The organism is Vreelandella jeotgali Hwa (assembly GCF_000334215.1).
GTDB lineage: Bacteria > Pseudomonadota > Gammaproteobacteria > Pseudomonadales > Halomonadaceae > Vreelandella > Vreelandella jeotgali.
In genome coordinates this window covers 203533-229569 of sequence record NZ_AMQY01000014.1, presented here as the reverse complement: position 1 = coordinate 229569, position 26037 = coordinate 203533, and the positions used below count along the sequence as shown (strand labels likewise).

Sequence of the window (26037 nt, the reverse complement as noted above, 5' to 3'; positions counted from 1 at the left end):
GCGCAGACAGCCGCCATCAGCTGATCAGCGTCAGAAATTCCTGGCGGGTAGACGGCTTGTTGCGGAAAGCCCCGAGCATCACCGACGACGACATGCTGGAGTTCTGCTTTTCCACGCCGCGCATCATCATGCACAGGTGCTGCGCCTCGATCACGACCGCCACGCCCCGGGCATTGGTCACCTCTTGCACCGCCTCGGCAATCTGCAGAGCGAGGTTTTCCTGAATCTGCAGCCGGCGGGCAAACATGTCGGTAATCCGGGCAAACTTGGACAGCCCCAGCACCTTGCCGTTGGGCAGGTAGGCAACGTGGCACTTGCCGATAAACGGCAGCAGGTGGTGTTCGCAGATGGAATACAGTTCGATATCCTTGACCAGCACCATTTCATCGGTCCCGGAATCAAATACCGCGCCGTTGACCACTTCGTCCAGCGACTGGTGATAGCCGGCGGTGAGAAACTCCATCGCCCGGGCGGCGCGGTCGGGCGTATCCTTGAGCCCTTCACGGTCGGGATTCTCCCCGAGTTGCTGCATGATATGGCGGTAGTGATGGGCAATGTCATCGGTCATGTGCGGCCTCGTTGATACGCTATCCATGGCTGATCCGTCATGGCGCTTATGTTGGCAATGCGTGTTGGCATTGCGTGCTGTTAATGAATGATGGATGAATAATGCTTCAATGGCTTGATCGTGGCTGATGGCTTGATCAACGGTCGCTGTATGCCGTATGCAGAGATGCCGCAGGCAAACAACGAAGCCATAGGCAAAAATGGTGCCATCGGCAAAAAATAGTGCCGCAGGCAGAAAATCAGGATGCGGCAGAGTGCCGCGACGCCCCCGCGGCAAAACCTCATACTGTGATATTATAACCTTATCATCTCAGGCTTTTCCGCCGTCACCAATCGCGAGAGAACGCTATGCCTTTACCCAGGACGCCCACGACACCGACCTCTTTGCTCACCGGCGCAACGGGCCGAACGGCCGCACTGGCCGCGGCGCTGCTGATGGCACCGCTGGCGCAAGCCGCTGATACGCTATCGCTGCCGGCCGATACGTCCGTCGGCGTCGAGCTGGTCGATACCCTGAGCCTGGCCGGCGATGATGCCCGCCAGGAAGGGATTCTCCTGCGACCCGCGGATCTCAACCAGGCGTCGCATACCCTGCCCGAATACTGCGTGATCGTCGGCGACGCCCAGCGCCATGATGCACGTATCCGGATTCAGCCCCACGACGTCACCTGCATCGAAACCGATGCGGCCGACAGCTCGATCTTTTCCGGCGAGCTTGACGCCTCGGTATACGGGGATGACGGCAATTACGGCATCGGCTGCGACACCGGCGCCTGCAAGCTGGATTCAGGCCATACCTTTACGCTGACTCTGGAATCGCCGCTGGATATTACCGAGCAGCGCAACCCCTCGGCGGAAATCAACAAGGAGCGCCGGCAGGCCAACGGCGACGGCGTGGCCAACCCGATCCCCGAGGAGCGCCCCGATCCCGAAGCCGGCAACTGAAGCTGTCGGCCCGCCGCCCTTCAGCCCCTGACCTGTCAGCCCCGGTCAGCCAAGCCAGCGCGACGAATCCAGCCACATTCGCTGCTGCTCCAGCTCGCGGATGTGGCTGTCCACGTAGCCGCTTTCGGCCAGCCACGGAAAGGCCGCCGGGAAGGCGGGGTCCTGCCAGCGGGCAACCAGCCAGGCGCTGTAGCGCATCAGGCGATAGCTGCGCAGCGGCTCGATCAGCGAAAGCTCGTCGCCGGGGAACTCGCGGTGCTCTTCGTATCCCTCGCGAATTTCGCTCAGACGGGCCTGCCAGGATGCCGGGTCGTTAATCGACAGCAGCATCCAGATATCCTGCATCGCCGGCGCCATCAGGCAGTCGTCGAAATCCACCAGGGTAAACACCTCGTCGCGCCCCAGGATATTGCCCAAATGGCAGTCGCCGTGGCAGCGGATCATGTCAGCCGGCGGCGTAGCGTAACCTTCCAGCTTTTCGACCAGATGCCCCGCCACGCGCTCATAGGCTCGCCGCTGATCGGCGTTCAACCAGCCGCTCGCGAGCACCTCATCGCTGGCCCGGGCCGCCCCCGAGGCCAGCTCAAGCGTCGGGCGATGAACAAAGGCCCGGCGGTCGGCTACTCCGTGCAAATGCCCCAGCACCTCGCCCAGGGCAAACAGATGGGCAGGCTCCTCGAGCTCGGGGGCCTGCCCCGGCTGCTGGGAAAACAGCGCAAAATCAAAGCCGCCGAAATGATGCAGCGTTTGCCCGCCTGCCAGGCGCAGCGGCGCGGCCACGCCAACGCCCGCCGCCGCCAGTTCCAGCAAGTAGTCATGTTCTTCCTGAATGACCGCCGTCGACCAGCGTTCGGGCCGGTAAAACTTGGCCACCCAGCCGCAGCGATCATCATCGCGGAACAGCAGCACGCGGTTTTCGTAGCTGTTCAAGGCAAAGGGTTCGCCCGCCGGCGCCATCCCGACGGATTCCAGCGCCGCCACAATCGTCGTCGGCGATAGCGCGGCAAATACATGAGTCATGGGCGCCTCGGCAATGGATAAAAGGCCCAGTTTATCAAGACAAGGCCAGCGATGTACGCGCCAGGGCATAAATTGTCACACGGCGAGCCCCGGCCCGGCGTGCGGCCCGCGCCAGGGCGTTGACCGTCGCCCCGGTGGTCACCACGTCATCCACGATGGCGACCCGGGCGGGAAGCGCCCCAAGCAGCGTAAAGGCCTCGTCCATGTTGGCAAACCGCGCCGGGCGTGACAGCGCACGCTGGCTGGGCGTATCCACCCGGCGCAGCGCCTGCGCGACCGGCAGTTGCAAACGCGACCCCAGCCGCTCGGCCAGCCACTGCGACTGGTTGAAGCCGCGCTCACGCGCTCGGTCGGGATGCAGCGGCACCGGCAACAGCGCCTGGGCGTCGCAAGGCCCCAGCGCTGAAACAAACAGCTCGCACAGCAGGATACCGGCTCGGGGTGAGGCCTGAAACTTGAAGTCCTGTACCAGACGGGTCACGGCACCGCGATACAGCAGCGGCGCCTGAACACGGTCAAACGCCGGCGGGTGCTCGCGGCAATGCCGGCATATTGCCGTCCGGCCGCCCAGGGGCTCAGCGCAGACGCGACAGCCACCCAAATGCCAGGCAAGCTCCCGGTAGCAGGGCAGACACCAGCTTTTCCCCGGCGCCGTTTTACCCAGGCAAAACGCGCAGTAGCCGGGCATGGCGCGATGCAGCGCCCGCTCCAGTGCTGCCAGCGGTCCGGCTACGTTAAACTGCATTTGCCTTCCTCCCTGTGAAGCGACTGCCAACGGCCTTCCATGCCCGACGTCACATTGACTTTAGCCGAATAACGCGTACGATGTGCAGCCATTCTGCGGATGTGGTGGAATTGGTAGACACGCTAGATTTAGGTTCTAGTGCCGCTAGGCGTGGGAGTTCAAGTCTCCCCATCCGCACCATATTTTCATGCTTTTCAGCATATTACGTCTTCGCAAAGCCGCTTTTGATTCGGCTTTTTTCGTAGATTTTCCTGTCATACGGACGTCCGAAGACAGCCCCTCGAAGCAGACCCACGCAAACGCCAGCCTCCCGACGGCTGTTGATTGATGACTCGCTCGCCTCCGACGCAGCGACCGCGCCGGCACCGTACCGCTCCAATGGCCGATAACTACCGCATGAGATTACGCGCTGCTGCATTACGCCTCGACACCTGGCTTACAGGCGCCCTACTGCTGGGCAGCCTGGCGCTGACCTCGCCCGGCTATGCCGACGATGCAGCCGGCACGGACGCCGACGCGCCGGATACCGACCTGCCCCAATGGGCCGGAGAAAACATCGACCCTGCCCGTCAGCGAGTCGGCAACTGGGTCGATAACACCTCGCGGAGTATCGACAACTTTTTCAGCACGCAAGGCAGCCACGAGGTCGATAACGAGTCCTACATTCGGGTGGGTCAGGAACTCGACTGGATGGAAGGCGAGGGCTTCAACAACGACTTCAACCTGCGCTATCGGATCGACCTGCCGACGGCAGAAGAGCGCTTGCGCCTGATCATTGAAAGCGATCCCGAGGAATCACAGGGCACGCTTGCCGAGCAGGGCTCGGGCCGGCTGGCCAACGACCAGCGCGACCGCCGCACTTCTACCCTGGGTCTTGGCTGGCTGGAAAAACACGACAAGCGCAAGCGCTGGAACCATCACCTTGGCGCGGGTGTGCGTCTGCATCTGCCGCTGGACCCCTACGTGCGCCTCACCAGCAAGCGCCTGTGGCGGCTGAACGACGGCCCCTGGCAGCTGGAATCCAACAACCGTGTTTCCTGGTTCAACAACGATGGCTATTCCGCCCGCACGCGCTGGGATGTCGGACGCTCGTTGAGCAAACGGCGCCACCTGCGATTCGTCACCAACGTGCAGTGGCGTGAAACGGAAGACACCCTGGAGTACAGCGAAACCGCCGAGCTTAATCACCGGCTCAACGATCGCAGTGCGCTGCGCTATTCCGCCCTGGCCATCGGCGAAAGCGCCTCGAACCCGCGCATGACCGACTACTATCTGCAAACCCGCTACCGGCGCGACCTGCACAAGGGCGTTCTCTTTGCCGACGTGATTCCCGAGCTGCACTTCCAGCGCGACACCCACTATCACCCGCGCTGGGCCATGACGCTGCGCATCGAGATGTACTTCCAGAAAAAGCGCGCCGAGGATTATTTCGACTGAGCCCGGCTCCCTGGCCATATAACGGCGAGAATCCCGGTCTACTCACGGGATGTAATGGCCGGAATAACGAAAATCCCCCCCCCGGACGCTTGTGTTCGCCGTGTCGCGTCACCATGTACCCCGCAGGCTTTTACAGCGAGTCGGAGCAAGCCCATGCCAATTCTGGTGTTCATTTCCCTGTTTACCCTGCTGGACTTTGTCGTGCTGTTCAGCGTCGGCGGCCAGATCGGGCTGCTGGCAACCCTGCTGCTGGTCATGGTGACCGGTATCGGCGGGCTGCACCTGATACGCCGCGAAGGCGCCTATACCTTTGCCCGGGCGCGGGAACGCTTCAACGCCGGCGAAGTGCCCTCTACCGAGCTGCTGACCGGCGCCGCGCTGATTTTTGGCGGCGCGCTTCTCATGGCGCCGGGCTTTTTGTCCGATGCCATCGGCCTCGCCTGCCTGATCCCCGACGCCCGGCGCCTGCTGCTCAAACTGCTGGTCTGGCTGGGCTTCCGGGCGCGCTTCAGCGCCACAGACGCGTCAGGCAGCTATACCTCCGGCGGCCGCACATCGCAGGGAGCCCACGAGTGGAACGCCGCGTCAGGGCGCCGCGCCCGCAACCCGGGACAGCGTCAATCCGCCGACGAACCCCTGGAAGGCGACTTTATTGCCCGGGACGAAGCGTTTCGTCGGCGCTGACCGGAGAGACGGCCAACGGGATGAAAAAAGCCGATTTTTTTTTGCTGTCTCCCCCTTGAAAGGATAGTGCCAGCCCCCATTTTTTGAAGCAGCGCGAAAAGGCGGCCAAGGCCCGAAGACAGCGGTCTTCCAGGGCCTCCGAGTCAACCTGCTATATTCAACAAAACTGAATCGCCAACAAACCTGAATCACCAACGAACATGTATCGCCAACAATCAGGAGAACGTGAATGAATATCCGTCCCTTGCACGATCGCGTCGTGATCCGTCGCGTTGAAGAAGAGCAGACCACCGCCGGCGGCATCGTTCTTCCGGGCAGCGCCCAGGAAAAGCCCACACGCGGCGAAGTGCTGGCCGTGGGCAACGGCCGTATCCTGGATAACGGCGACGTTCGCGGGCTGGACGTCAAGGTCGGCGATACCGTTATTTTCAAGGATGGCTTCGGCGTCGAGAAAGAGGAAATCAACGGCGAAGAAGTCCTGATCATGAGCGAAGCTGACGTTCTGGCCGTTGTCGAAGGTTGAATCCGCGACAGCTGACGTTTCACGTTGACCCCTTTAACCCTTCAGGAATAAATCAACATGGCAGCCAAACAAGTTAAGTTTTCCGATGATGCCCGCAAGCGCATGACCCACGGCGTTGACGTTCTCGCCAATGCCGTCAAGGCCACCCTGGGCCCGAAAGGCCGCAACGTGGTACTCGACAAGTCCTTCGGCGCTCCCACCGTGACCAAGGACGGCGTTTCCGTGGCCAAGGAAATCGAGCTCAAGGACAAGTTCGAAAACATGGGCGCGCAGATGGTCAAGGAAGTGGCCTCGCAAACGTCCGACGCCGCCGGCGACGGCACCACTACCGCCACCGTACTGGCCCAGGCGATCGTTGCCGAAGGCCTTAAGGGCGTCACCGCGGGCATGAACCCCATGGACCTCAAGCGCGGCATTGATCACGCCGTGACCGCCGCGGTCAAGGAAATCCATGCGCTGTCGGTTCCCTGCACCGAAACCAGCTCGGTCGCCCAGGTCGGCACCATTTCCGCCAACGGCGACAAGGACATCGGCGCCATCATTGCCGATGCCATGCAGAAAGTCGGTCAGGAAGGCGTGATCACCGTCGACGAAGGTCGCGGCTTCGACAACGAGCTGGAAGTGGTCGAGGGCATGCAGTTCGATCGCGGCTACCTCTCGCCCTACTTTGTCACCAACCAGGAAGCCATGACGGTCGAGCTGGAAGACCCCTACATCCTGCTGGTGGACAAGAAAGTCTCCAACATCCGCGAGCTGCTGCCGACGCTGGAAGCCGTGGCCAAATCCGGCAAGCCGCTGGCGATTATCGCCGAGGACATCGAAGGCGAAGCGCTGGCCACGCTGGTGGTCAACAACATGCGCGGTATCGTCAAGGTCGCCGCGGCCAAGGCGCCCGGCTTCGGCGATCGCCGCAAGTCCATGCTGCAGGATATCGCCATCCTCACCGACGGCACGGTGATTTCCGAGGAAGTTGGCCTGTCGCTGGAGCAGGTGACTCTGGACCACCTGGGCACCGCCAAGCGCATGACCATGTCCAAGGAAAACACCACCATCATCGACGGTAACGGCAACGATGGAGACATCGAAGCCCGCGTTACCCAGATCCGCGCGCAGATCGAGGAAACTTCCTCCGATTACGACAAGGAAAAGCTCCAGGAACGCGTGGCCAAGCTGGCCGGCGGCGTGGCTGTCATCCGTGTCGGCGCCGGTTCTGAAGTCGAAATGAAGGAAAAGAAAGCCCGCGTGGAAGATGCCCTGCACTCTACCCGTGCAGCGGTCGAGGAAGGCGTGGTACCCGGCGGCGGCACCGCGCTGGTCCGTGCGCTGAACAAGGTAGACGGCCTGACCGGCGACAACGAAGACCAGAACCACGGCATCAGCATGGCCCTGCGCGCCATGGAATCGCCGCTGCGTCAGATTGTGACCAACGCCGGCGAAGAGCCCGCGGTCATCATCAACCGCATCAAGGACGGCGAAGGCAACTTCGGCTACAACGCCCAGACCAGCGAGTTCGGTGACCTCTTCGACATGGGCGTGATCGACCCGGCCAAGGTAACTCGCAGCGCGCTGCAGTCCGCCGGCTCGGTTGCCGGCCTGATGATCACCACCGAATGCATGATCGCCGACGATCCCGACGAGCAGGAAGCTGCCGCGCCGGACATGGGCGGCATGGGTGGAATGGGCGGTATGGGCGGCATGATGTAAGACAGCATCGGCCTTGCGCCTGCCCCGGGAGCCGGATTCACGGCTCCCGACCCGACAAACCCCGCTGCGGCGGGGTTTTCTGTTGTCATGCGCCGCGTTTCGTTTCCATCCCGTGCCCAGGAGCCGCCATCGTGCTATCCCGACTTCGCATCGTGCTGGTGCAGACCTTTCATCCCGGCAACATCGGCGCCGCCGCGCGCGCCATGAAAACCATGGGCCTCACCGAGCTGGTGCTGGTCAACCCCCGAGCCTTTCCCGATGACGAGGCCACCCGGCTCGCAGCGGGCGCCGCCGACGTGGTGGAAAATGCCCGCGTGGTCGGCTCGCTCACCGAAGCCGTGAACGACTGCGTACAGGTTGTGGGCGCCAGCGCCCGGCTACGCAGCCTGCCGCTGCCCCACTTCGAAGAACCCGATGCCATGGCAGAGAGCGCGCTGGACTGTCTACAAAGTGCGTCAAACAACGGCCAGGACGCGCCGGTAGCGCTGGTTTTCGGCCGCGAGCGCTCGGGGCTGACCACCGACGAGATCCGCTGCTGCACCCACCAGGTCAGCATTCCCGCCAACCCCGACTACGGCATCCTGAATCTTTCGCAGGCGGTGCAGATACTCGCCTACGAGCTGCACCGGGCCTGGCGCAGCCGCGAAGACAGCGGCTTTGTCTACCCCACGCCCGGAGAAACCACGCCGCCCACCCGGGAGCAGTTCGGCCACTTTCAGCGCCACCTCCACGAGGTCATGGCAAAAAGCGGCTTTCTGACTCAGCCCCACGCCCGCACCGAAGAGCAGCTGCAGGCGCTGTTTTCCCGAGCCGAGCCCAGCCGCAAGGAGCTTTCGCTACTGCGCGGGCTGCTGAGCGCGCTGGAGCCCGATACGCCGCCACGGGATCGCTGAACGCCTTAAAGCAGCATCGACGCGGTCCAGCCGAAGGCGATCATCGGCAGGTTATAGTGCAAAAACGTCGGCACCACGCTGCCCATGATGTGGTCGTGCTGGCCGTCGATATTGAGCCCCGAGGTCGGCCCCAGCGTCGAATCCGAGGCCGGCGAGCCGGCATCGCCCAGCGCCGCCGCTGTGCCCACCAGCACCGTGGTGGCCAGCGGCGAAAAGCCGAACTGCACCGCCAGCGGCACGAATATCGCCGCAATAATGGGAATCGTGGAAAACGACGAGCCGATACCCAGAGTAATGAACAGCCCCACCAGCAGCATGGCAATCGCCGCCAGGCCGCGGTTGTCGCCAAACAGCGCAAAGGCGCCCTGAACCAGGGCGTCGATCTCGCCGGTGGTTTTCATCACCTCGGCAAAGCCGGCGGCGGAAATCATGATAAAGCCGATCAGTGCCATCATCCGCATGCCGCTGGTAAAGAGGTCGTCGGCCTCACGCCACTTGAAAATGCCGCCCAGCGAGAGCAGCGCAATGCCGACCAGCCCGCCGAGAATCATCGAGCCACTATAAAGCTGCAGCCCCAGCGCCGCCAGAATCGACAGCCCGGACATGATCAGCCCCAGCGCATGGGGCGCCGGCGGGGTATGGCCCTCACCGGCGGTGGCACCGGCCACGGCGCGGGTTTCATAGTCCCGCGGGCGACGATAGCTGATAAACACGGCCACCAGCATGCCCACGGCCATGCCGCCCACCGGCACCGCCATGGCCAGCGGCAGCATCCCCCGGGTAATCTCCAGCCCCAGCGGCTCGCCGGCGCTGTTGATGTTGGCGAGCAGAATATCGTTGAGAAAAATCGCGCCAAACCCGACCGGCAACATCATGTACGGCGCGGTCAACCCGAACGTCAGCACGCAGGCAATCGCCCGGCGGTCGAGCCGCAGCTGATTCATCACCTTGAGCAGCGGCGGAATCAGGATGGGAATAAAGGCGATATGCACGGGAATCAGATTCTGGGAAGAAATCGACACCAGCAGGACGGCCACCAGCAGCAGATATTTGACGCGCGCCTGACGCGCCGCGTCGGTTTCCTGGCCGAGCATGTTGATCAGCCGGCGGGCGAGCATGTCCGGCAGGCCCGAGCGTGAAATCGCCACCGCAAAGGCCCCGAGAGTCGCGTACGCCAGCGCGACCTGGGCACCGCCGCCCACGCCTTCGTTGAAGGCATCCAGCGTTTGCTCCAGGCTCAGCCCGCCGGCGAGGCCACCCACCAGCGCCCCCAGCACCAGGGCAAAAACCACGGAGACCCGCGCCAGCGCGAGGGCGACCATCACCAGCACGGCAAGAATGACTGCGTTCATCGGCACTATCCAGATACGTCGGAGAAGAAGATCAAGCGAAGGATTCTAGCAGATAAAAGCGGCCAGGCCGCTGGCGTTAACGTCAGGAGAGGGTAAAATGCCGGCAAAAATCATTGCTCTGCCATGCCCCTCGGTGTGGCTCGCTTCCAGGGAGATAGCTGTCACCATGCGCCACGCCACCCCGCCCACCGTCGTTCGACGCTGCCTGATCACCGGCGCGGCACCCCGCCTCCATGCTTGAAGTCGTTACGCTGTCATTTGCCTTCATCTTCGGCATTCTGGTGCGTCAGATCGGGCTGCCGCCGCTGGTGGGTTTTCTCGCCGCCGGGTTCGCGCTCAACGCCTATGGCCCCGCCGTCGGCCTGCCCACCGATGCCGGTCCGATTCTTGAACATACCGCGCACATGGGCGTGCTGCTGCTGCTGTTTACCATCGGGCTAAAGCTCAATATCAAAAACCTGATCGAGCCGGTGGTGCTGGGCAGCGCCTTTGTCCATTTGTTGATCAGCGGCTCGGTGTTCACCGTCGGCTTTATCTGGCTGGCCGGTCTGCCGTTGGAAACCGCCATTCTGCTCTCCATTGCGCTGTCGTTTTCCAGCACGGTGCTCGCCGCCAAGGTGCTGGAAAGCAAGGGTGAGCTGCGCGCCTTTCACGGCCGCATTGCCATCGGCATCCTGGTTATGCAGGACCTGGTGGCGCTTGCCGTGCTGAGCGTTTACAGCGGCCAGACGCCGTCCATCTGGGCGCTGTGGGTGCTCGTGCTGCCGCTGTTGCGGCCGCTGCTCTACTGGCTGATGCGCGTCGCCGCCCACGACGAGCTGCTGGTGCTCATGGGCGTGGTGCTGGCCGTCGCCGCCGGGGGCATGGGCTTTCAGGCGGTGGGCCTGAGCTCCGAGGTCGGGGCGCTGGCCATGGGGCTGATTCTATCCCAGCATCCCCGCGCCCAGGAGCTTTCCCACGCGCTCTGGGGCATCAAGGAAATCCTGCTGATCAGCTTTTTCCTGCAAATCGGCATGTCCGGCCTGCCCGATGCCAATGCGCTGATGTTTGCCGCGGTGTTTGCCCTGCTGCTGCCGCTGAAGGGCCTGCTGTTTTCCGCCTTGCTGATTGTTTTCCGGGTGCGCGCGCGCAACGCCTTTCTCGGCGGCCTCAGCCTGTCGGCCTATAGCGAGTTCGGCCTGATTGTCGCCGCCAGCGTTCTGCCCGGCTGGCTGGTGCCGCTGGCGGTGACCGTGGCGCTATCCTTTGTCATCAGCGCGCCGCTGAACCGCTTTGCGCATCCGCTGTTTGACCGCCTGGAAACGTATCTTGTCCGCTTTGAAGCCGACACTCAGCACCCCGATGAACAGCCCGCTGACCTGGGCGACGCCCACGTCATGGTGCTGGGCATGGGGCGTACGGGCAGCGCCGCCTACGACTTTTTTGTCGAGCAGGGAGTCAGCGTCATCGGCCTGGACTCGGACCCCAACAAGGGCCGGCAAAAGGCACGCCATGTCCTCTACGCCGACGTGGAAGACGTGGGATTCTGGGAACACCTGGACATGACCCGGCTACAGGCCGTCACGCTGGCCATGCCCCATATTGAAAGCAAACTGATGGCGGCCCGCCAGCTGAGAAAGGGCGACTTTCGCGGTCGCATTATCGCCGGGCTGCATTTTCAGGACGAAGAGCAGGCCCTCAAGGCCGCCGGCGTCGACCATACCTACCTGCTGATGTCCGGCGCGGGCATCGGCATCGCCGAGAAAACCTGCGAATGCCTCCAGGAAGCCTCCGCGTAGTCGTCCTGGCGTCCAACCGGCCAACGCTCGCCTCACAGCCAACCACGCCGCCACCCAGCCAGCAAAAGCCCCGGCGCGCCGTTGGCGGGCCGGGGCTGTCCTGCGTTATACCTACGCACCGCTGACGCCTAGCGCATCAGGCTACCGCCGCTATCGTCGTCAAGCGCCACGCCGGCCACGCCGATATCGCTTTCCAGCGCCAGCAGGTAGTGGCGCAGGCCGCGCCGGGTGGCCTGCTCGTGGAGGCTCAACCGCACCTGCTCGGTTACCGCCTCGTAGGGCAGCCGGCGACTTTCTTCCCGATGATCGACCATGAGCAGGTGCCAGCCGTAGCGCGACGCCAGCGGCCGGTCGTGCAGGCCTTCCGGCAGGTGCTTGAGCGCGCGGTCCAGCTCGGCCACGGTTTGCCCGGGGCCGAGGCGACCGAGCTCGCCCCCGTCATCCCGGGACGGGCAGTCGGAATAGCGCTGGGCCAGCTCGGCCATGCGCTCGGGCGATTCGGCCAGCTTGTCGAGCAGCGCCATGCCCTTGTGGTACTGGGCGTCCCGGGCTTCGGCGTCGTCCGGCGGCGCAGCCAGCAGAATATGGCGCACATCCATCTGTACCGGCTGGCTGAAGCGCTCGGGGTGAGCAGCATGAAAGCGCCGACAGTCATCTGCCGACGGCTCGGGCACGGCCAGCTCGGCCTCCAGCAACTCGGCGATGGCGTCATCGACCACGTCGGCTTCGCTATCCGGCGCGGCCAGCCCGAGCGCCTGGGCGCGCTGGTGCAAAAGCTCGCGCACCACCAGCGCCCGGGCGGCTTTCAGCTGGGCGCTACCGGCGCTGTCCGCGGGGTGATACTGCATTTCGGCGGCGATATCGGCCTCGCTGATTTCGCGCCCGCCGACGCTCACCGGCGGGGGCACGGTGGCCCCCGGCAGCTGTTCAACATCAATCATCTGCATCGACATACGTTTTCCCCCTCTGTCTGCACTGGCGACTCCTAGCCGCGTTTACGCACCAGCTGATAGCGCCGCGTGACGTAGCCGAACGGAACGCTCCAGACGTGGACCAGCCGCGTAAACGGAAACAGCAGGATGATTGTCAGGCCGAGGAAAACGTGGAGCTTGTAGATCCAGGCCACGTCGGCCATGTAATCTGCCGCGCCGCCGCTGAAAAACACGATGGACTGCGCCCAGGACGCCAGCGTCAGCATCATGGCGCCGTCCAGATGGCCCAGCGAGAAGAACACGGTGGTAACGCCCAGCGCCCCCTGCACCACCAGAATCGCCAGGATCAGGGTATCCATGACGCTGGAAGATGCCTTGACGCGCGGGTTGGTCAGGCGGCGGTAAAGCAGCATGCCGCCGCCGATCAGCACCATGACCCCGGCAATGCCGCCGATGACAATCGCCACGACCTGCTTGGCGCCGGCGCTGATAAAGGGCGCGTAGGCCCAGTGCGGCGTGAGCATGCCGAACAGGTGACCGAAAAAGATCACCAGAATGCCGATGTGGAAGACGTTGCTCGCCAGGCGCATGTTCTTCGACGAGAGCATCTGGCTGGAGCCGGTCTTCCAGGTGTACTGCCCCTGGTCATAGCGCAGCAGGCTGCCGACCAGAAACACCGTACCCGCCAGATACGGATAGTAGCCATAAATCAGATGTTGCAGGTATTCCATAAACATGGCGAATCTCCTTTAGCCAGCGGACGGGCCTGACGGCATGATGGTCACGGGATCGCTGGGCGTCTCGCGCTTGCGCTCGGCCAGCCGGCGGCCCTCCGCCGACTGCAGCGCGCAATCCTGGTCGGAGTCGGCGGTAAAGCTCACCGCTTCTTCTTCCCAGACCGCATCCAGCGCATCGGGCGTATCGTCGGGTTCCTCGGTGCGCGCCGTATCGCGATGAGCTTCGACGTCCCCCTCGGCGCCGATCAGCGCCAGCAGCCCCAGCGGCACCAGCGCATGGTCGGCTTCGCGCTCTTCCATGCGCGCCGCCAGCAGCGCGAGGATATGGCGGATTTCGCCCAGCCAGCGGCCGATGGCGTCTTCGTCGCGGGTCGAGAGGTACTCCAGAAACAGCGGCAGGTAGTCGGGCAGCTCCCGGGCATCCAGCTCAAAGCCGGCGTTTTCGTACTCGTTCATCAGATCGACCATCGCCTGGCCGCGATCCCGGGATTCGCCGTGAACGTGCTCGAACAGCAGCAGCGACGTCGCCTTGCCCTTGTCGAACAGCTCGACGTATTCGGCCTGCAGCTCCAGCAGCTCGGCATCGGCGATGCGCTGGCACCAGTCCATCAGCGTGCGCCGCCGCGCTACCGGCCAGCGGCGCTCGGCGTGGATGATCTCGATCATCTCGCCGGCAGCTTCCTGCAGTTCGGCGGTGGGATAGTCCAGCAGCCGGGCCAGCACCCGCAGGCTGAGCATATCGGCGCCGGCCCCCGGCCCCGCAGCGCCAGCGGCATCGGGGCTATAGGCAGCGGCATTACTCATGGGGCACCTCCAGCTTGGTTTCCGACGGCGGATTCTCCTGCGGGTCGTAGACATCCACCGGCTTGACCAGCGTTGAGGTGGTCGAGCTGCCGTTGAACAGGCTGGGTTCGCTCTCGCCGTGGCAGCCGTCGCCGAAGCTGAAGCCGCAGCCGCCGCGCTCGGGGAAGGCATCGGTGGCCAGTTCCCGGTGGCTGGTGGGAATCACGAAGCGGTCTTCGTAGTTGGCAATCGCCAGATAGCGGTACATATCCTCGACCTGGGCTTCGGTAAGCCCCACGTCTTTCAGCACCTCGACGTCGGGGTTGCCTTCCACGTGCTTGCCGCGCATATACAGGCGCATCGCCATCAGCCGCTTGAGCGCCAGCACCACGGGGGCTTCTTCGCCCGCCGTGAGCATATTGGCCAGATACTTCACCGGAATACGCAGCGACTCGATCCGCGGCATGATGCCATCAAACGCCACGTCGCCGGCCTCGGCGGCGGACTGAATCGGCGACAGCGGCGGCACGTACCACACCATGGGCAGGGTGCGGTATTCGGGGTGCAGCGGCAGCGCCAGGCCCCAGTCCATCGCCAGCTTGTACACCGGCGACGCCTGGGCGGCGTGGATGACGTTGTCCTTGATGCCGTCCTGCTTCGCCTGGGCGATAACCTCGGGATCGTTCGGATCGAGAAAGATCTCGCGCTGGCGGTGGTAAAGGTCCTGCTCGTCGGGGGTGCTGGCGACCTCTTCGATGCGGTCGGCGTCGTAGAGCAGCACGCCCAGATAGCGGATGCGACCCACGCAGGTTTCCGAGCACACCGTGGGCTGGCCGGCCTCGATGCGCGGGTAGCAGAAGATGCACTTCTCGGACTTGCCCGACTTCCAATTGTAGTAGATTTTCTTGTACGGGCAGCCGGAAATACACATCCGCCAGCCGCGGCATTTGTCCTGGTCGATCAGCACGATGCCATCTTCTTCGCGCTTGTAGATCGCCCCGCTGGGGCAGGAAGCCACGCAGGTGGGGTTCAGGCAGTGCTCGCACAGCCGGGGCAGATACATCATGAAGGTGTTTTCAAACTGGCCGTAGATATCGGCCTGCACCTTCTCGAAGTTCATGTCCTTGCGGCGTTTGGCAAACTCGGTGCCGAGGATTTCCTCCCAGTTGGGGCCCCACTCCACCTTGTTCATGCGCTGGCCGGAAATCAGCGAGCGCGGCCGCGCGGTGGGCTGGTGCTCACCCTGTCTGGCGTTGTGCAGGTGCTGGTAGTCGAAGGTGAACGGCTCGTAGTAGTCGTCGATCTCGGGCAGATCGGGGTTGGCGAAGATATTCGCCAGCACCCGCCATTTGCCGCCGATGCGCGGCTTGATCCTGCCGTCCTGGCCGCGCATCCAGCCGCCCTTCCACTTGGCCTGGTTTTCCCACTCTTTCGGGTAGCCGATGCCGGGCTTGGTTTCGACGTTGTTGAACCAGGCGTATTCCACGCCTTCACGACTGGTCCAGACGTTCTTGCACGTCACCGAGCAGGTATGACAGCCGATGCACTTGTCGAGATTCAAGACCATGCCGACCTGGGAACGAATCTTCATTTCACGGCCTCCTGAACGTAGTCGTTGTTTTCACCGTCGAGCCAGTCGATGCGGTGCATGCGGCGCACCAGCACAAATTCATCGCGGTTGGAGCCCACGGTGCCGTAGTAGTTGAAGCTGTACGACAGCTGGGCGTAGCCGCCGATCATGTGGGTAGGTTTGGGGCACACTCGGGTGACCGAGTTGTGAATACCGCCCCGGGTGCCGGTCACTTCGGAGCCGGGGATGTTCACGATGCGTTCCTGGGCGTGATACATCATCACCATGCCGCTCTTGACCCGCTGGCTGACCACCGCCCGAGCGGCAATCGCGCCGTTGGCGTTGTAGGCCTCGATCCAGTCGTTGTCTTCCACGCCGATGGACTGGGCGTCGTCTTCCGACATCCAGATAATCGGCCCGCCGCGGGACAGCGTCTGCATCAGCAGGTTGTCCGAGTAGGTGGAGTGAATCCCCCATTTCTGGTGCGGCGTCAGGAAGTTGAGCGCGATTTCCGGGTTGCCGTTGCTCTGAGGCTCGGAAACGCTCACCGCCGCCTTGGTGTCGATGGGCGGACGATAGACCAGCAGGCTTTCGCCGAAAGCGCGCATCCACGGATGGTCCTGGTAGAGCTGCTGGCGGCCGCTCAGCGTGCGCCACGGAATCAGCTCGTGGACGTTGGTGTAGCCGGCGTTGTAGGAGACGTGCTCGTCTTCGAGGCCCGACCAGGTGGGGCTGGAAATGATCTTGCGCGGCTGCGCCACCACGTCGCGGAAGCGGATCTTCTCGTCTTCCTTGGGCCTGGCCAGATGGGTATGGTCGCGGCCGGTCATTTTCGACATTTCACCCCAGGCCTTGACCGCTACCTGGCCGTTGGTTTCCGGCGCCAGCGTCAGGATCATCTCGGCGGCGTCGATGGCGCTGTCCAGACGCGGCTGGCCTTTCGCTGGACCGTCGAGCTTGCGGTGGTTCAGCTTGCCCAACAGATCGACTTCGGACTCGGTTTGCCAGTTGATGCCCTTGCCGCCATTGCCCACGTTTTCCAGCAGCGGACCGATCGAGGTGAAACGCTCGTAGGTTTCCGGGTAGTTGCGCTTGACCTCCACCAGCTTGGGCATGGTCTTGCCGGGCATGGGCTCGCACTCGCCCTTCTTCCAGTCGAGCACGGCGGTTTGCGCCAGCTCCCCCGGGGAGTCGTGCTGCATGGGCAGCGTCACCAGGTCGGTTTCTTCGCCCAGATGGCCCACGCAGGCTTTGGAAAACGCCCGGGCGATACCCTTGTAGATTTCCCAGTCGCTGCGCGACTCCCACGCCGGGTCGGTGGCCGCGGTGAGCGGGTGGATGAAGGGGTGCATATCCGAGGTGTTGAGGTCGTTTTTCTCGTACCAGGTCGCCGTGGGCAGCACGATGTCGGAATACAGGCAGGTGGTAGACATGCGGAAGTCCAGCGTCACCAGCAGATCGACCTTGCCTTCCGGCGCTTCATCATGCCACTTGACCTCTTCGGGCTTGTGCGCGCCGGCCTCGCCCAGGTTCTTGCCCTGGATACCGTGGCGGGTGCCCAGCAGATACTTGAGCATGTACTCGTGGCCCTTGCCCGAGCTGCCCAGCAGGTTCGAGCGCCAGACAAAGAGGTTACGCGGGAAGTTCTGCTCGTTGTCCGGGTCTTCCGCGGCAAACTGCAGCGCACCGGTTTTCAACTGGTTGACCACGTAGTCCGACGTGCTCATGCCGGCCTTTTCCGCCTCGCCGGCGAGATGCAGCGGGTTGGTATTGAGCTGGGGCGCGGACGGCAGCCAGCCCATGCGCTCGGCGCGGACGTTGTAGTCGATCAGATTGCCGGCGTAGTCCTCGGCCTTGGCCAGCGGCGAGAGCAGCTCCTTGATTTCCAGCTTTTCGTAACGCCACTGGCTGGAATGGTTGTAGAAAAACGAGGTGCCGTTCATGTGGCGTGGCGGGCGCTGCCAGTCGAGACCGAAGGCCAACGGCAGCCAGCCGGTCTGCGGGCGCAATTTTTCCTGACCCACGTAGTGCGACCAGCCGCCGCCGCTCTGCCCCACGCAGCCGCACATGATCAGCATGTTGATCAGGCCGCGGTAGTTCATGTCCATGTGGTACCAGTGGTTCATGCCGGCCCCGACGATGATCATCGAGCGGCCGCTGGTCTTGTGCGCGTTATCGGCAAACTCCCGGGCAATGCGGATCGCCTGGTCGGCGGCTACGCCGGTGATCTTTTCCTGCCACGCCGGGGTATAGGGGCGAATCTGGGCGTAGTCGGTGGCGCCGTCGTCTTCACCTTCAGGGCCAAAGCCGCGGTCGATGCCGTAGTTGGCGCACATCAGGTCAAAAACGGTGGTGGTCAATACCTCGGTGCCGTCGGCTTTCTTCAGCCGCTTGACCGGCAGGCTGTGGTAGAGAATCTCGTCGTGAGTGCCTTCGTTTCTGACGCTTTCAAAGTGCTTGCGCTCGATGCCGCCGAAGTACGGGAACGCTACCCGGGCCACGTCATCGCGACGCTCGCCCAGGCTCAGCAGCGGCGCCAGCTCAACGCCGTCGGCGTCCAGCGACTCCAGGTTCCACTTGCCGCGCTGCTCTTCGTCCTCGCCCCAGCGGAAGCCGATGGACCCCTGCGGTACCACCAGCTGGTCGCGCTTTTCGTCCCAGACCAGGGTTTTCCACTCGGGATTGTTGTCCTGGCCCAGGCTGTTATCGAAGTCGCTGGCGCGCATCTGCCGACCGGCGGCGTAGCTGCCGTCTTCGCGCGCTTCCAGCTCGACCAGGCAGGGCATATCGGTATAGCGACGCACATAGTCGGTGAAATAGGCGCTGGGGTTATCGAGGTGAAATTCCTTGAGAATCACATGGCCCATGGCCAGCGCCAGCGCGGCGTCGGTGCCCTGCTTGGCCGACATCCACTCGTCGGTGAGCTTGGAGACTTCGGAATAATCCGGGCAGATGGAAACCGTCTTGGTGCCCTTGTAGCGCACCTCGGTAAAAAAGTGGGCATCCGGCGTGCGGGTCTGGGGCACGTTGGAGCCCCAGGCGATGAGGTAGCCGGAGTTGTACCAGTCGGCGGATTCCGGCACGTCGGTCTGCTCGCCCCAGGTTTGCGGGCTGGCGGGCGGCAGGTCGCAGTACCAGTCGTAGAACGACAGGCAGACGCCGCCGATCAGCGATAGATAGCGCGCGCCGGAGGCGTAGGAGATCATCGACATCGCCGGAATCGGCGAAAAGCCGATAATGCGGTCCGGCCCGTACTGCTTGGCGGTGTAGACGTTGGACGCGGCGATGATTTCGTTGAGCTCGTCCCAGTCGGCACGTACAAGGCCACCCATGCCCCGGGCGCGCTTGTATTCCCGCGTGCGCGCCGGGTCTTCGACAATCGCCGCCCAGGCGTCCACCGGGTCCTGCTTCTCGGCCAGCACCTCGCGCCAGAGCTTGAGCAGCGGCTTGCGGATCAGCGGATACTTGAGGCGGTTGGCGCTGTACATGTACCAGGAATAGCTCGCCCCGCGCGGGCAGCCGCGAGGTTCGTGGTTGGGCAGGTCGGGGCGAGTCCGGGGATAGTCGGTCTGCTGGGTTTCCCAGGTCACCAGGCCGTTCTTGACGTAGATCTTCCAGCTGCACGAGCCGGTGCAGTTGACGCCGTGGGTCGAGCGCACGATCTTGTCGTGCTGCCAGCGGCGGCGATAGCCATCTTCCCACTCGCGGGATTCCCGGCGCAGCTCGCCGTGGTCATCGGCAAACGGCTCGCGTGTCTTGCGAAAAAAATTCAGCCGGTCAATGAAATGACTCATGGTCGATCTCCCTGGCTTTTAATGAACAGCTTTCGTCAAAAAGCTGGAGTCAAAGCAATTACCTGGTTGCAGGTACCTTGAGATCGATTTTGCCGGATCAAACGGGTGATTTCTGCCCGGTTACCTCCATATAATCGCCCCCTACCACTTAGGGGATAGGGGCCGGTAAAAAAGCCTGCCAAGAGGCGTTATCAGGCTGCGGTCAGGGTCCTGGCGGGACCAAAGTATTCGTAGTGGCGATGGGTGTCGGGCACGCCCAGCTGTGACAGCTCTCGGTTGACCGTCTCCATGAAACCGTGGGGGCCGACAAAGTAACAGCGCGCGCTGGCGGGCAGGCAGGTTGCCAACAGTGCATGATCGATCCAGCCACGGTGATCGGCGCCATCATCGTTTTCGTACACGGTCAGCGTCCTGAGGGCGTCGGGGTACGTCGCCTCAAGGGTATCCAGCGCATCGGCGAAGGCGTGGTGCTCGGCATCCAGCGCCGCATGCACGTAGGTCACCTGGCGGCCTTCGGCCAGCGCCTGACGCGCCATGGGCAACAGCGGCGTCTGCCCTACTCCGCCGCTGACCATGAACTGACCCCATAAAGTTGGACGGTTCATTTAGCTGGCACCCAAGGCCTGAGTCCTGTACTGCACAGGGCTCAGGCCTTTTAGCGTCAACTTAATGCGTTCGTGATTATAGTAGTGGATGTAGTGGTCGAGTCCTCGCTGCAGTTGCTCAAGCGTCTCGAACCGATTCAGATAAAAGTACTCGGCCTTGAGGGTGCCAAAAAAGCTCTCCATCGCTGCATTGTCCAGGCAGTTGCCTTTACGTGACATGCTTTGAATCAGGGATCGCTCCTTCAGCAAGCGCCGGTAAGCCGGGTGCTGATAATGCCAGCCTTGATCGGAGTGCAGCTGCGGCTTGTCCGCTGGCTCCAACCGAGTCAACGCCTTGTGCATCATATCGATCACCAGGGAGAGCACGGGGCGCTTGCCGGTCTGGTAGGCCACGATTTCGCCGTTATAGAGATCCATGACCGGCGATAGATAGAGCTTCTGGCCGTTGACGCTGAACTCCGTGATATCGGTGACCCACTTCTGGTTCGGACGTTGTGCCTGGAACTGACGATCGAGCAGATTGGGCGCGATTCGTCCTGCGCTTCCTCGATAGGATCGGTATCGTTTTCGGCGTACCAGTGACCTCAGGCCCAGACTCTTCATCAGTCGCTGCACGGTCTTGTGGTTGACTGTCTCGCCCGCCTGTTTCAAGGCCGCGGTGATGCGACGGTAACCGTAACGCCCCCGATGGTGGTCGTAGATTTGGCGTATACGCGTTTTCAGAGCCGCGTATTTGTCACCGGTGTTCTGGGCCTTGCGTTGATAGTAAAACGTGCTGCGCGAGAGACCGGCCGCTCGCAGCAGCAAGGCGAGGGTGTGCTCATGCCTTAATCCCTGGACGACTTGCGCTTTTTGCCTCGCGCCACGTCCTGCTCTGCCTGGATCAAGGCATCGAGCTTTTTAGATAGGCGTTCTCGGCACGCAGGTAGGCGAGTTCTTTCAGCAACGCCTCTTGAGAGCGCTCTTTATCAGGTAGGGGCGGTGAAGGAGGCTTCTTTGACATCGGGCGGCGTCCTTTGCGCTGAGGTTCCAGGGCAGTCAGACCCCCACTATGGTACTGACGCTCCCATCTGCCAATAGCGCTGCGCTCACGGATATCGAACAGGGCCGCAGCCTGGCGTTGTGACAAGCCATCCCGCCACATTCGCTCAAGCACCTCCCGCTTGAAGGCCGCACTGTGGTGACTGTACTTCTTGCGCAGGCCCGACACGCCATGCTGTCGATAGGTTGCCAGCCATTGCCGGATGGTGGACACATCCACGCCATACTGGCGAGCCACTTCCCCCTGGCTGATGTCCTCGCGTAAACACTGCTGAATAACCCGCAGCTTGAAGCTCTCGTCATATTTCGCCATCAAAAACACCCCGAAGGTTGGATGATGTCCAACTTTCGGGGTGCAGTTCACCAGCAGCAGTGGCTCTTCTCCCTGAGCCAGCGTCAGCTCGCCCGCCGGGGGCAGCAGCTCGACCGTATCGCCCACGTCCAGGCGGTCGTGGAAATAACCGCTGGCAACGCCTCCGGGCTCGCGCTTGATCGACACGCGATAGCTGCGCCCGTTGGGCACGTCGGACAGGCTGTAGTGGCGATAGACCGGCTTGCCGTCGATCTCGAGCTTGACGCCAATAAACTGCCCCGGAGCATGCTCGGCGACCGCGCCGCCGTCTTCCGGTTCGAGAATAAACGAACGGATGACACGGCTTTCCTGGCGGGTATCGGCAATGCGAAAGCGACGGGTGCCGCGCCAGCCGCCGTGACGATCGGCAAACGCCTGATAACGCTGCTCTTCCAGCTCGATCAAAAGCCCGGCGAGCTCGTTGTACAGCGCCGTCCAGGCGTCGGCGACATCGGGCGTTACCGCCTCGCCCAGCACCTCGCCGATCGCCGCCATCAGGCACTCGCCGACAATCGGATACTGATCGGGCTGAATATCCAGCGACACATGCTTGTTGACCACGGTTTCCAGCGTTTGCCGGGCCGTTTCCGGCGTCTGACGGAGCTTGACGTAAGCCAGAATGGCTCCGGCCAACGCCCGAGGCTGCCCGCCGTCCTGCTGATGCGCCTGGTTGAACAGCGACGCTACTTCGGGATAGCGTTCGAACATGAGCGGGTAAAAGCGCTGGGTAATAGCGTCAAGATGTTCGGCGACCACCGGTGCGGTGGTTTCGATAATCTGTTCCTGTGCCTGGGTAAGCATGTTGCCTCGTTAATCTGTCTTTTAAGATGCATATAAAATGCACCTTAAAGATACCAGGCCGCGATCCCGCAAGCAAGACTCCGCGACAATTTACCACCACAGATGCCGGCGTGCGTCTCCGGTCGATCGTTAGCAAAATACGCCAAAGGCCGTACAATGGGCGCTGACGATTTTTTCAGGCGATGTGCTATGCATTTGACGCGCTTTACCGACTACTCCGTTCGCGTGCTGCTCTACCTGGCCACCAAAGGGGAAGAGCGCTCGACCATCAGCGAAATCGCCGAGACCTTTCACATATCGCGTAACCACCTGATGAAAATCGTTCAGGACCTGAACCAGAAAGGCTACCTCAAGGCCATGCGCGGCAAAAACGGCGGGCTGCTACTCGACCGGTCGCCGGAAAGCATCAACCTGGGCGAGGTCGTGCGCGCGACCGAACAGGAAATGGCGCTGGTCGAATGCTTCCGCGACGATAATGCCTGCGTCATCACGCCTTTCTGCCGGCTGCAGCCGATACTTGCCGAAGCGCTCGACGCCTTCCTCGGCGTGCTCGATGGCTATACCCTGGCCGACCTCCTCGACGGCCGCAGCGCCGAGCTGGCAAAACTGATGAAAATTCCAGCGGTCAATATCTGATCCCCGGTACCCCAGGGCTATCGCAGATGGCATAAGCGTGTCTGAATATCGTGGTCAAACATTGCTAAGTACTTGATGATTGGTTGACGCAAAAAACTCAGCAAGCCCTGATTTTTTAACTGCGATAGCCCTGCCCGGTACCCCCTTCGGCCTTCAACATCATGATCATGCCGTGAAGCAAAATGGTTATCTCACACAAGTCATCCATCCCGGGCTTCCTGGCCTAAAGCGATAGCCTTGATACTTCTTCTACTTCCTCGGACGTAATACACTACGCCGGTGACCCCGTTAAGGACGGGTTAAAACCGCGCTACACCAACGCGCCATTGGCGGGTCCTGCATATCGGTGGCAGGTCTTTCATATCGACGGGTATTGCATATCGACAGGAGCTTCATGAACGCCTTACGGCATTCGCTGGTTGCACGCATTATCGCTTTTCTGGTGCTGATCAGCAGCCTGGCGCTGGCCAGCATCGGCCTCACGGTGGTCATGGCGCAAAGCACCCAGGGCCACGCCGAAGCCATCAACGATGCCGGTGCGCTGCGGCTGGCGAGTGCCCGCGTCATCACCGCCGTACAAAGCGCCAGGACCGACCCTGTACGCCTGACCCGGGCGCTGGAGGTCAAGCTGGCAAGCGCTACCCTGGAAGCGCAACCCCACTACGGCCTGATCGGCCGTGAGGCTGCCCAGAGCGCCAATGCCGCGCTGGCCAAGCTGCGCGAACGCTTCAGCGAGGAGATCGTGCCCGCCGTCAACGCCGCGCGCGACCATCAACCGCAGCCGGTCGCCCGGGCCAGGGCCAGGCTCAACGCCTTTATCGCGCAGATTGATCACTTTGTCGGCCTGCGCGAACGCGCCACCGAAAAACGCATCAGCCTGATGAGCCGGATTCAGGGACTCTTTCTGGGCCTGATTGCCCTCTTTCTACTGGTGGCGCTGGTGGATATGCGCCGCAATCTGGCCCGGCCACTGCACCGGCTGACGGCTCTCAGCCGAGCCTTCGGCCAGCGCCGCTTTGACCAGCGCAGCCGCTTTACCAGCGCCAACGAGCTGGGTCAGCTGGGGCGCACGCTGGATCACATGGCCGGCGAGCTGGATATCAGCTACCAGGCGCTGGAAGACCGGGTGGCACAAAAAACCGCCGAGCTGGAACGCCACAACCACGCCCTGCAGATTATCCACGACAGCAGCCACGCGCTTTACGGCGGCGGCAACGACCTTTGCGCCAGCGCCGCGCCGCTGCTGCGCCAGCTGGAAGAAGTGCTGGATATCGGCCCCATGGTGCTGTCGCTGCACAATGCCCACGACGGTAGCGACATGGATATCCTGGCGACCCACTCTCCCGAGCGCCCGCTCTACTGCCGCGACCTGGCCTGCTTTGCCTGCCTGACGCCGGACGGCCGGGAGCCCGATGCCGCAACGGACGACGCCCGGGCGCTGGTGCTCCCGGTAAAAGCCGGCCGCCTGAATCTGGGCTATCTGACCGTCCGCTATACCCGCGAGCCGGCGCCGTCCACCCGCCAGCTGCTTAAAACGCTGGCCGACCAGCTGGCCAACGCCATCTATCTCGAACAGCGCATCGAAGAGCAGCAGCAGCTGTCGCTGATCCGAGAGCGCACCATCATCGCCCGGGAGCTCCACGATTCCCTGGCGCAGTCGCTGTCGTATCTCAAGATGCAGGTGGCGCGGCTGGAACGCATGCAGGCGAAGGACCTGCCCGCCGAACGTCAGGCCGAGGTGATCGGCGATCTGCGCGAAGGCCTCAGCAGCGCCTATCGCCAGCTACGCGAGCTGTTGACCACCTTTCGCCTGTCGCTGGATAAAGCCGGCCTGCAGCCGGCACTGGAGCAGACCGTTGACGAGTTCAGCCAGCGGCTGGGCTTTGCTATCGAGCTCAGGTATCAGGTGCCGCCCTACCTGCTGAGCGCCAACGAGGAAGTCCATCTGCTGCAGATTACCCGGGAAGCGCTGGCCAACACGGTCAAACACGCCCGACCCCACTGGGTTGGCGTCAGCCTGACGTTCCGCCAGGCGCGACTGCATCTCAGCATCGAAGACGACGGTATCGGCCTGCCCGATGACGGCTCTCCACCCATGCACTACGGGTTGATCATCATGCGCGACCGGGCTCGCCACATCGACGCCCGGCTGACCGCACGCAACCGGCCGCAGGGCGGTACCGGTATCTATCTTGACATGACCCCACAGGCCGACCGACTGATCAAGGAAGGAGGCGAATGAATACCCCTGCTGACGTCACCGATTCCCCGGCGACTCTCATGGTCATCGACGACCATCCCCTGCTGCGGCGTGGCGTACGCCAGCTGCTGGAGGTCGAAGACGACCTGACGCTGGTATCGGATACCGGCTCCCCGCATGAGGGCCTGGCGCAGGCGCTCGAACAGGAACCGGACATGCTGCTGCTGGACCTCAACATGCCCGACCTCGACGGCCTGGCGCTACTCAGCCGACTGCGCGCCGGCGGCTATGCCGGGCGCATCATCATGTACACGGTATCCGACCAGGAAGACAACGTGGTGGATGCCCTGCGCAACGGCGCCGACGGCTACCTGCTCAAGGACATGGAGCCCGAGGACCTGGTGCACCAGCTGCGCCAGGCCGCCCGAGGGCAAATGGCTATCAGCGACGACCTTACCGGCCTGCTGGCGCGCGCGCTGCGTAACCAGCGTCCTGCCGGCGCGCCGGCAGGCCTGGATGCCCTGACCAGGCGTGAACGGGAAATCCTCCGCGAACTCGCCGAGGGCATGTCCAACAAGTTGATCGCCCGAGAGTTGGCAATCACCGAGGGAACGGTCAAGGTCCACGTCAAACACCTGCTGAAAAAACTCGGGCTGCGTTCCCGGGTAGAAGCGGCGGTCTGGGCTGTCCAGCAGGGACTTGCGCCAGATCATTAAATGCCCCTGTCAGGCGGGTTACCTCCAAAGAGCCGCAGGGTAGTCCGCCATCGCTGACCGAACGACGACTTTCGTCTATAAGTCAATAAAAACAAAAACCTGGGAAACAATCACAACTACCACCAAAGAGATATCAGGCTGAATAACGGCCTCGATCCCCCCGTTTTTTCCCTCCCCGGCAGTGCGTATCTTGCCTTGTAACGCGGCTTTTCGCGTACTTGT

At 62.7% G+C, this 26037-nt stretch carries 21 protein-coding genes, 1 tRNA gene and 1 pseudogene; 11 read left to right on the top strand and 12 right to left on the bottom strand.

Features of this window, described 5'->3' with window-relative positions; genetic code table 11:
- Nucleotides 1-16: 16 nt before the first annotated feature.
- The gene (gene folE, locus C793_RS0107080) at nucleotides 17-568 is read right to left on the bottom strand and encodes a GTP cyclohydrolase I FolE (RefSeq protein ID WP_017430243.1); all 552 of its coding nucleotides are present in this window, start codon (nucleotides 566-568) and stop codon (nucleotides 17-19) included.
- 347 nt (nucleotides 569-915) lie between these two features.
- On the opposite strand from folE, the gene C793_RS0107070 reads away from it, so the two are divergent.
- Entirely contained in the window at nucleotides 916-1512 is a 597-nt protein-coding gene (locus C793_RS0107070; RefSeq protein ID WP_245550201.1) for a hypothetical protein, read from the top strand.
- A 45-nt stretch (nucleotides 1513-1557) separates the two neighbouring features.
- On the opposite strand, the gene C793_RS0107065 is transcribed toward C793_RS0107070, so the two are convergent.
- The gene (locus C793_RS0107065) at nucleotides 1558-2532 is read right to left on the bottom strand and encodes a serine/threonine protein kinase (RefSeq protein ID WP_017430241.1); all 975 of its coding nucleotides are present in this window, start codon (nucleotides 2530-2532) and stop codon (nucleotides 1558-1560) included.
- Between the two features lie 34 nt (nucleotides 2533-2566).
- Entirely contained in the window at nucleotides 2567-3277 is a 711-nt protein-coding gene (locus tag C793_RS0107060) for a ComF family protein (protein ID WP_017430240.1), read from the bottom strand.
- Between the two features lie 95 nt (nucleotides 3278-3372).
- Here C793_RS0107060 and C793_RS0107055 point away from each other — a divergent pair.
- The 6 genes from C793_RS0107055 to C793_RS0107030 all read left to right on the top strand — a co-directional run bounded on the left by C793_RS0107055 (nucleotide 3373) and on the right by C793_RS0107030 (nucleotide 8518).
- Nucleotides 3373-3457: transfer RNA gene (locus tag C793_RS0107055), tRNA-Leu, on the top strand.
- A gap of 216 nt (nucleotides 3458-3673) precedes the next feature.
- Nucleotides 3674-4714, top strand: coding sequence for a hypothetical protein (locus C793_RS0107050; protein WP_245550200.1), 1041 nt, complete (start codon nucleotides 3674-3676; stop codon nucleotides 4712-4714).
- A gap of 153 nt (nucleotides 4715-4867) precedes the next feature.
- Nucleotides 4868-5398: an FxsA family protein gene (locus C793_RS0107045; protein WP_017430238.1), complete on the top strand. Its 531-nt coding sequence runs from the start codon at nucleotides 4868-4870 to the stop codon at nucleotides 5396-5398.
- 229 nt (nucleotides 5399-5627) lie between these two features.
- Nucleotides 5628-5921, top strand: a complete 294-nt coding sequence (locus C793_RS0107040) for a co-chaperone GroES (protein WP_017430237.1) — start codon at nucleotides 5628-5630, stop codon at nucleotides 5919-5921.
- A gap of 57 nt (nucleotides 5922-5978) precedes the next feature.
- On the top strand, nucleotides 5979-7625 hold the full coding sequence (gene groL, locus C793_RS0107035; RefSeq protein ID WP_017430236.1) for a chaperonin GroEL: 1647 nt from the start codon (nucleotides 5979-5981) through the stop codon (nucleotides 7623-7625).
- 131 nt (nucleotides 7626-7756) lie between these two features.
- Nucleotides 7757-8518: an RNA methyltransferase gene (locus tag C793_RS0107030; RefSeq protein WP_017430235.1), complete on the top strand. Its 762-nt coding sequence runs from the start codon at nucleotides 7757-7759 to the stop codon at nucleotides 8516-8518.
- 5 nt (nucleotides 8519-8523) lie between these two features.
- Here C793_RS0107030 and C793_RS0107025 read toward each other — a convergent pair whose 3' ends face one another.
- Nucleotides 8524-9870: a Na+/H+ antiporter family protein gene (locus C793_RS0107025; RefSeq protein ID WP_017430234.1), complete on the bottom strand. Its 1347-nt coding sequence runs from the start codon at nucleotides 9868-9870 to the stop codon at nucleotides 8524-8526.
- A gap of 233 nt (nucleotides 9871-10103) precedes the next feature.
- On the opposite strand from C793_RS0107025, the gene C793_RS0107020 reads away from it, so the two are divergent.
- Nucleotides 10104-11648 carry a cation:proton antiporter domain-containing protein gene (locus C793_RS0107020; protein ID WP_017430233.1) on the top strand — a complete coding sequence of 515 codons (1545 nt, stop codon included), beginning with the start codon at nucleotides 10104-10106 and terminating at the stop codon, nucleotides 11646-11648.
- Nucleotides 11649-11776: 128 nt separating this feature from the next.
- On the opposite strand, the gene C793_RS0107015 is transcribed toward C793_RS0107020, so the two are convergent.
- From C793_RS0107015 to C793_RS13630, 8 genes and pseudogenes are all read right to left on the bottom strand, one after another.
- Complete coding sequence (locus C793_RS0107015; RefSeq protein WP_026106165.1) at nucleotides 11777-12595, bottom strand: peptidylprolyl isomerase; 819 nt, start codon at nucleotides 12593-12595, stop codon at nucleotides 11777-11779.
- A 38-nt stretch (nucleotides 12596-12633) separates the two neighbouring features.
- Entirely contained in the window at nucleotides 12634-13317 is a 684-nt protein-coding gene (gene narI, locus C793_RS0107010; RefSeq protein ID WP_017430231.1) for a respiratory nitrate reductase subunit gamma, read from the bottom strand.
- A gap of 12 nt (nucleotides 13318-13329) precedes the next feature.
- Complete coding sequence (gene narJ / locus C793_RS0107005; protein WP_017430230.1) at nucleotides 13330-14121, bottom strand: nitrate reductase molybdenum cofactor assembly chaperone; 792 nt, start codon at nucleotides 14119-14121, stop codon at nucleotides 13330-13332.
- Nucleotides 14114-15691, bottom strand: a complete 1578-nt coding sequence (gene narH / locus C793_RS0107000; protein ID WP_017430229.1) for a nitrate reductase subunit beta — start codon at nucleotides 15689-15691, stop codon at nucleotides 14114-14116. Before narH ends, narJ begins: the two co-directional genes overlap by 8 nt.
- A complete protein-coding gene (locus tag C793_RS0106995) occupies nucleotides 15688-19464 on the bottom strand; it encodes a nitrate reductase subunit alpha (protein WP_017430228.1) in 3777 nt (1258 codons plus the stop codon). Before C793_RS0106995 ends, narH begins: the two co-directional genes overlap by 4 nt.
- Nucleotides 19465-19655: 191 nt before the next feature.
- The gene (locus C793_RS0106990) at nucleotides 19656-20069 is read right to left on the bottom strand and encodes a ferredoxin reductase domain-containing protein (RefSeq protein ID WP_083871905.1); all 414 of its coding nucleotides are present in this window, start codon (nucleotides 20067-20069) and stop codon (nucleotides 19656-19658) included.
- A protein-coding gene (locus C793_RS14305; protein WP_156804829.1) for an IS3 family transposase occupies nucleotides 20070-21423 on the bottom strand; the annotation gives its coding sequence in 2 pieces (ribosomal slippage) (nucleotides 20070-20970 and nucleotides 20969-21423; 1356 coding nt in all). It abuts the gene before it with no gap.
- A gap of 96 nt (nucleotides 21424-21519) precedes the next feature.
- Nucleotides 21520-22263 (bottom strand): annotated as a pseudogene (locus C793_RS13630) (globin domain-containing protein); the annotation flags it as partial.
- A 189-nt stretch (nucleotides 22264-22452) separates the two neighbouring features.
- On the opposite strand from C793_RS13630, the gene C793_RS0106970 reads away from it, so the two are divergent.
- From C793_RS0106970 to narL, 3 genes are all read left to right on the top strand, one after another.
- Nucleotides 22453-22899 (top strand): RrF2 family transcriptional regulator, encoded by a 447-nt coding sequence (locus C793_RS0106970; protein WP_017430225.1) that lies wholly within the window; start codon nucleotides 22453-22455, stop codon nucleotides 22897-22899.
- Between the two features lie 394 nt (nucleotides 22900-23293).
- On the top strand, nucleotides 23294-25141 hold the full coding sequence (locus C793_RS0106960; protein ID WP_017430223.1) for a histidine kinase: 1848 nt from the start codon (nucleotides 23294-23296) through the stop codon (nucleotides 25139-25141).
- Nucleotides 25138-25815, top strand: coding sequence for a two-component system response regulator NarL (gene narL / locus C793_RS0106955; RefSeq protein ID WP_017430222.1), 678 nt, complete (start codon nucleotides 25138-25140; stop codon nucleotides 25813-25815). The genes C793_RS0106960 and narL overlap by 4 nt, the downstream gene beginning before the upstream one ends.
- Nucleotides 25816-26037: the final 222 nt, after the last annotated feature.

Bases quoted from the DNA above. Each gene is read 5' to 3' on its own strand.
- C793_RS0107065 (WP_017430241.1), bottom strand. From the start codon at position 2,532: ATGACTCATGTATTTGCCGCGCTATCGCCGACGACGATTGTGGCGGCG.
- C793_RS0107050 (WP_245550200.1), top strand. From the start codon at position 3,674: ATGAGATTACGCGCTGCTGCATTACGCCTCGACACCTGGCTTACAGGC.
- narL (WP_017430222.1), top strand. From the start codon at position 25,138: ATGAATACCCCTGCTGACGTCACCGATTCCCCGGCGACTCTCATGGTC.
- narH (WP_017430229.1), bottom strand. From the start codon at position 15,691: ATGAAGATTCGTTCCCAGGTCGGCATGGTCTTGAATCTCGACAAGTGC.
- C793_RS0107040 (WP_017430237.1), top strand. From the start codon at position 5,628: ATGAATATCCGTCCCTTGCACGATCGCGTCGTGATCCGTCGCGTTGAA.
- narJ (WP_017430230.1), bottom strand. From the start codon at position 14,121: ATGAGTAATGCCGCTGCCTATAGCCCCGATGCCGCTGGCGCTGCGGGG.
- C793_RS0107020 (WP_017430233.1), top strand. From the start codon at position 10,104: ATGCTTGAAGTCGTTACGCTGTCATTTGCCTTCATCTTCGGCATTCTG.
- groL (WP_017430236.1), top strand. From the start codon at position 5,979: ATGGCAGCCAAACAAGTTAAGTTTTCCGATGATGCCCGCAAGCGCATG.
- C793_RS0107045 (WP_017430238.1), top strand. From the start codon at position 4,868: ATGCCAATTCTGGTGTTCATTTCCCTGTTTACCCTGCTGGACTTTGTC.
- narI (WP_017430231.1), bottom strand. From the start codon at position 13,317: ATGTTTATGGAATACCTGCAACATCTGATTTATGGCTACTATCCGTAT.
- C793_RS0107025 (WP_017430234.1), bottom strand. From the start codon at position 9,870: ATGAACGCAGTCATTCTTGCCGTGCTGGTGATGGTCGCCCTCGCGCTG.
- C793_RS0107070 (WP_245550201.1), top strand. From the start codon at position 916: ATGCCTTTACCCAGGACGCCCACGACACCGACCTCTTTGCTCACCGGC.
- folE (WP_017430243.1), bottom strand. From the start codon at position 568: ATGACCGATGACATTGCCCATCACTACCGCCATATCATGCAGCAACTC.
- C793_RS0107060 (WP_017430240.1), bottom strand. From the start codon at position 3,277: ATGCAGTTTAACGTAGCCGGACCGCTGGCAGCACTGGAGCGGGCGCTG.
- C793_RS0107015 (WP_026106165.1), bottom strand. From the start codon at position 12,595: ATGCAGATGATTGATGTTGAACAGCTGCCGGGGGCCACCGTGCCCCCG.
- C793_RS0106995 (WP_017430228.1), bottom strand. From the start codon at position 19,464: ATGAGTCATTTCATTGACCGGCTGAATTTTTTTCGCAAGACACGCGAG.
- C793_RS0106990 (WP_083871905.1), bottom strand. From the start codon at position 20,069: ATGAACCGTCCAACTTTATGGGGTCAGTTCATGGTCAGCGGCGGAGTA.
- C793_RS0106970 (WP_017430225.1), top strand. From the start codon at position 22,453: ATGCATTTGACGCGCTTTACCGACTACTCCGTTCGCGTGCTGCTCTAC.
- C793_RS0106960 (WP_017430223.1), top strand. From the start codon at position 23,294: ATGAACGCCTTACGGCATTCGCTGGTTGCACGCATTATCGCTTTTCTG.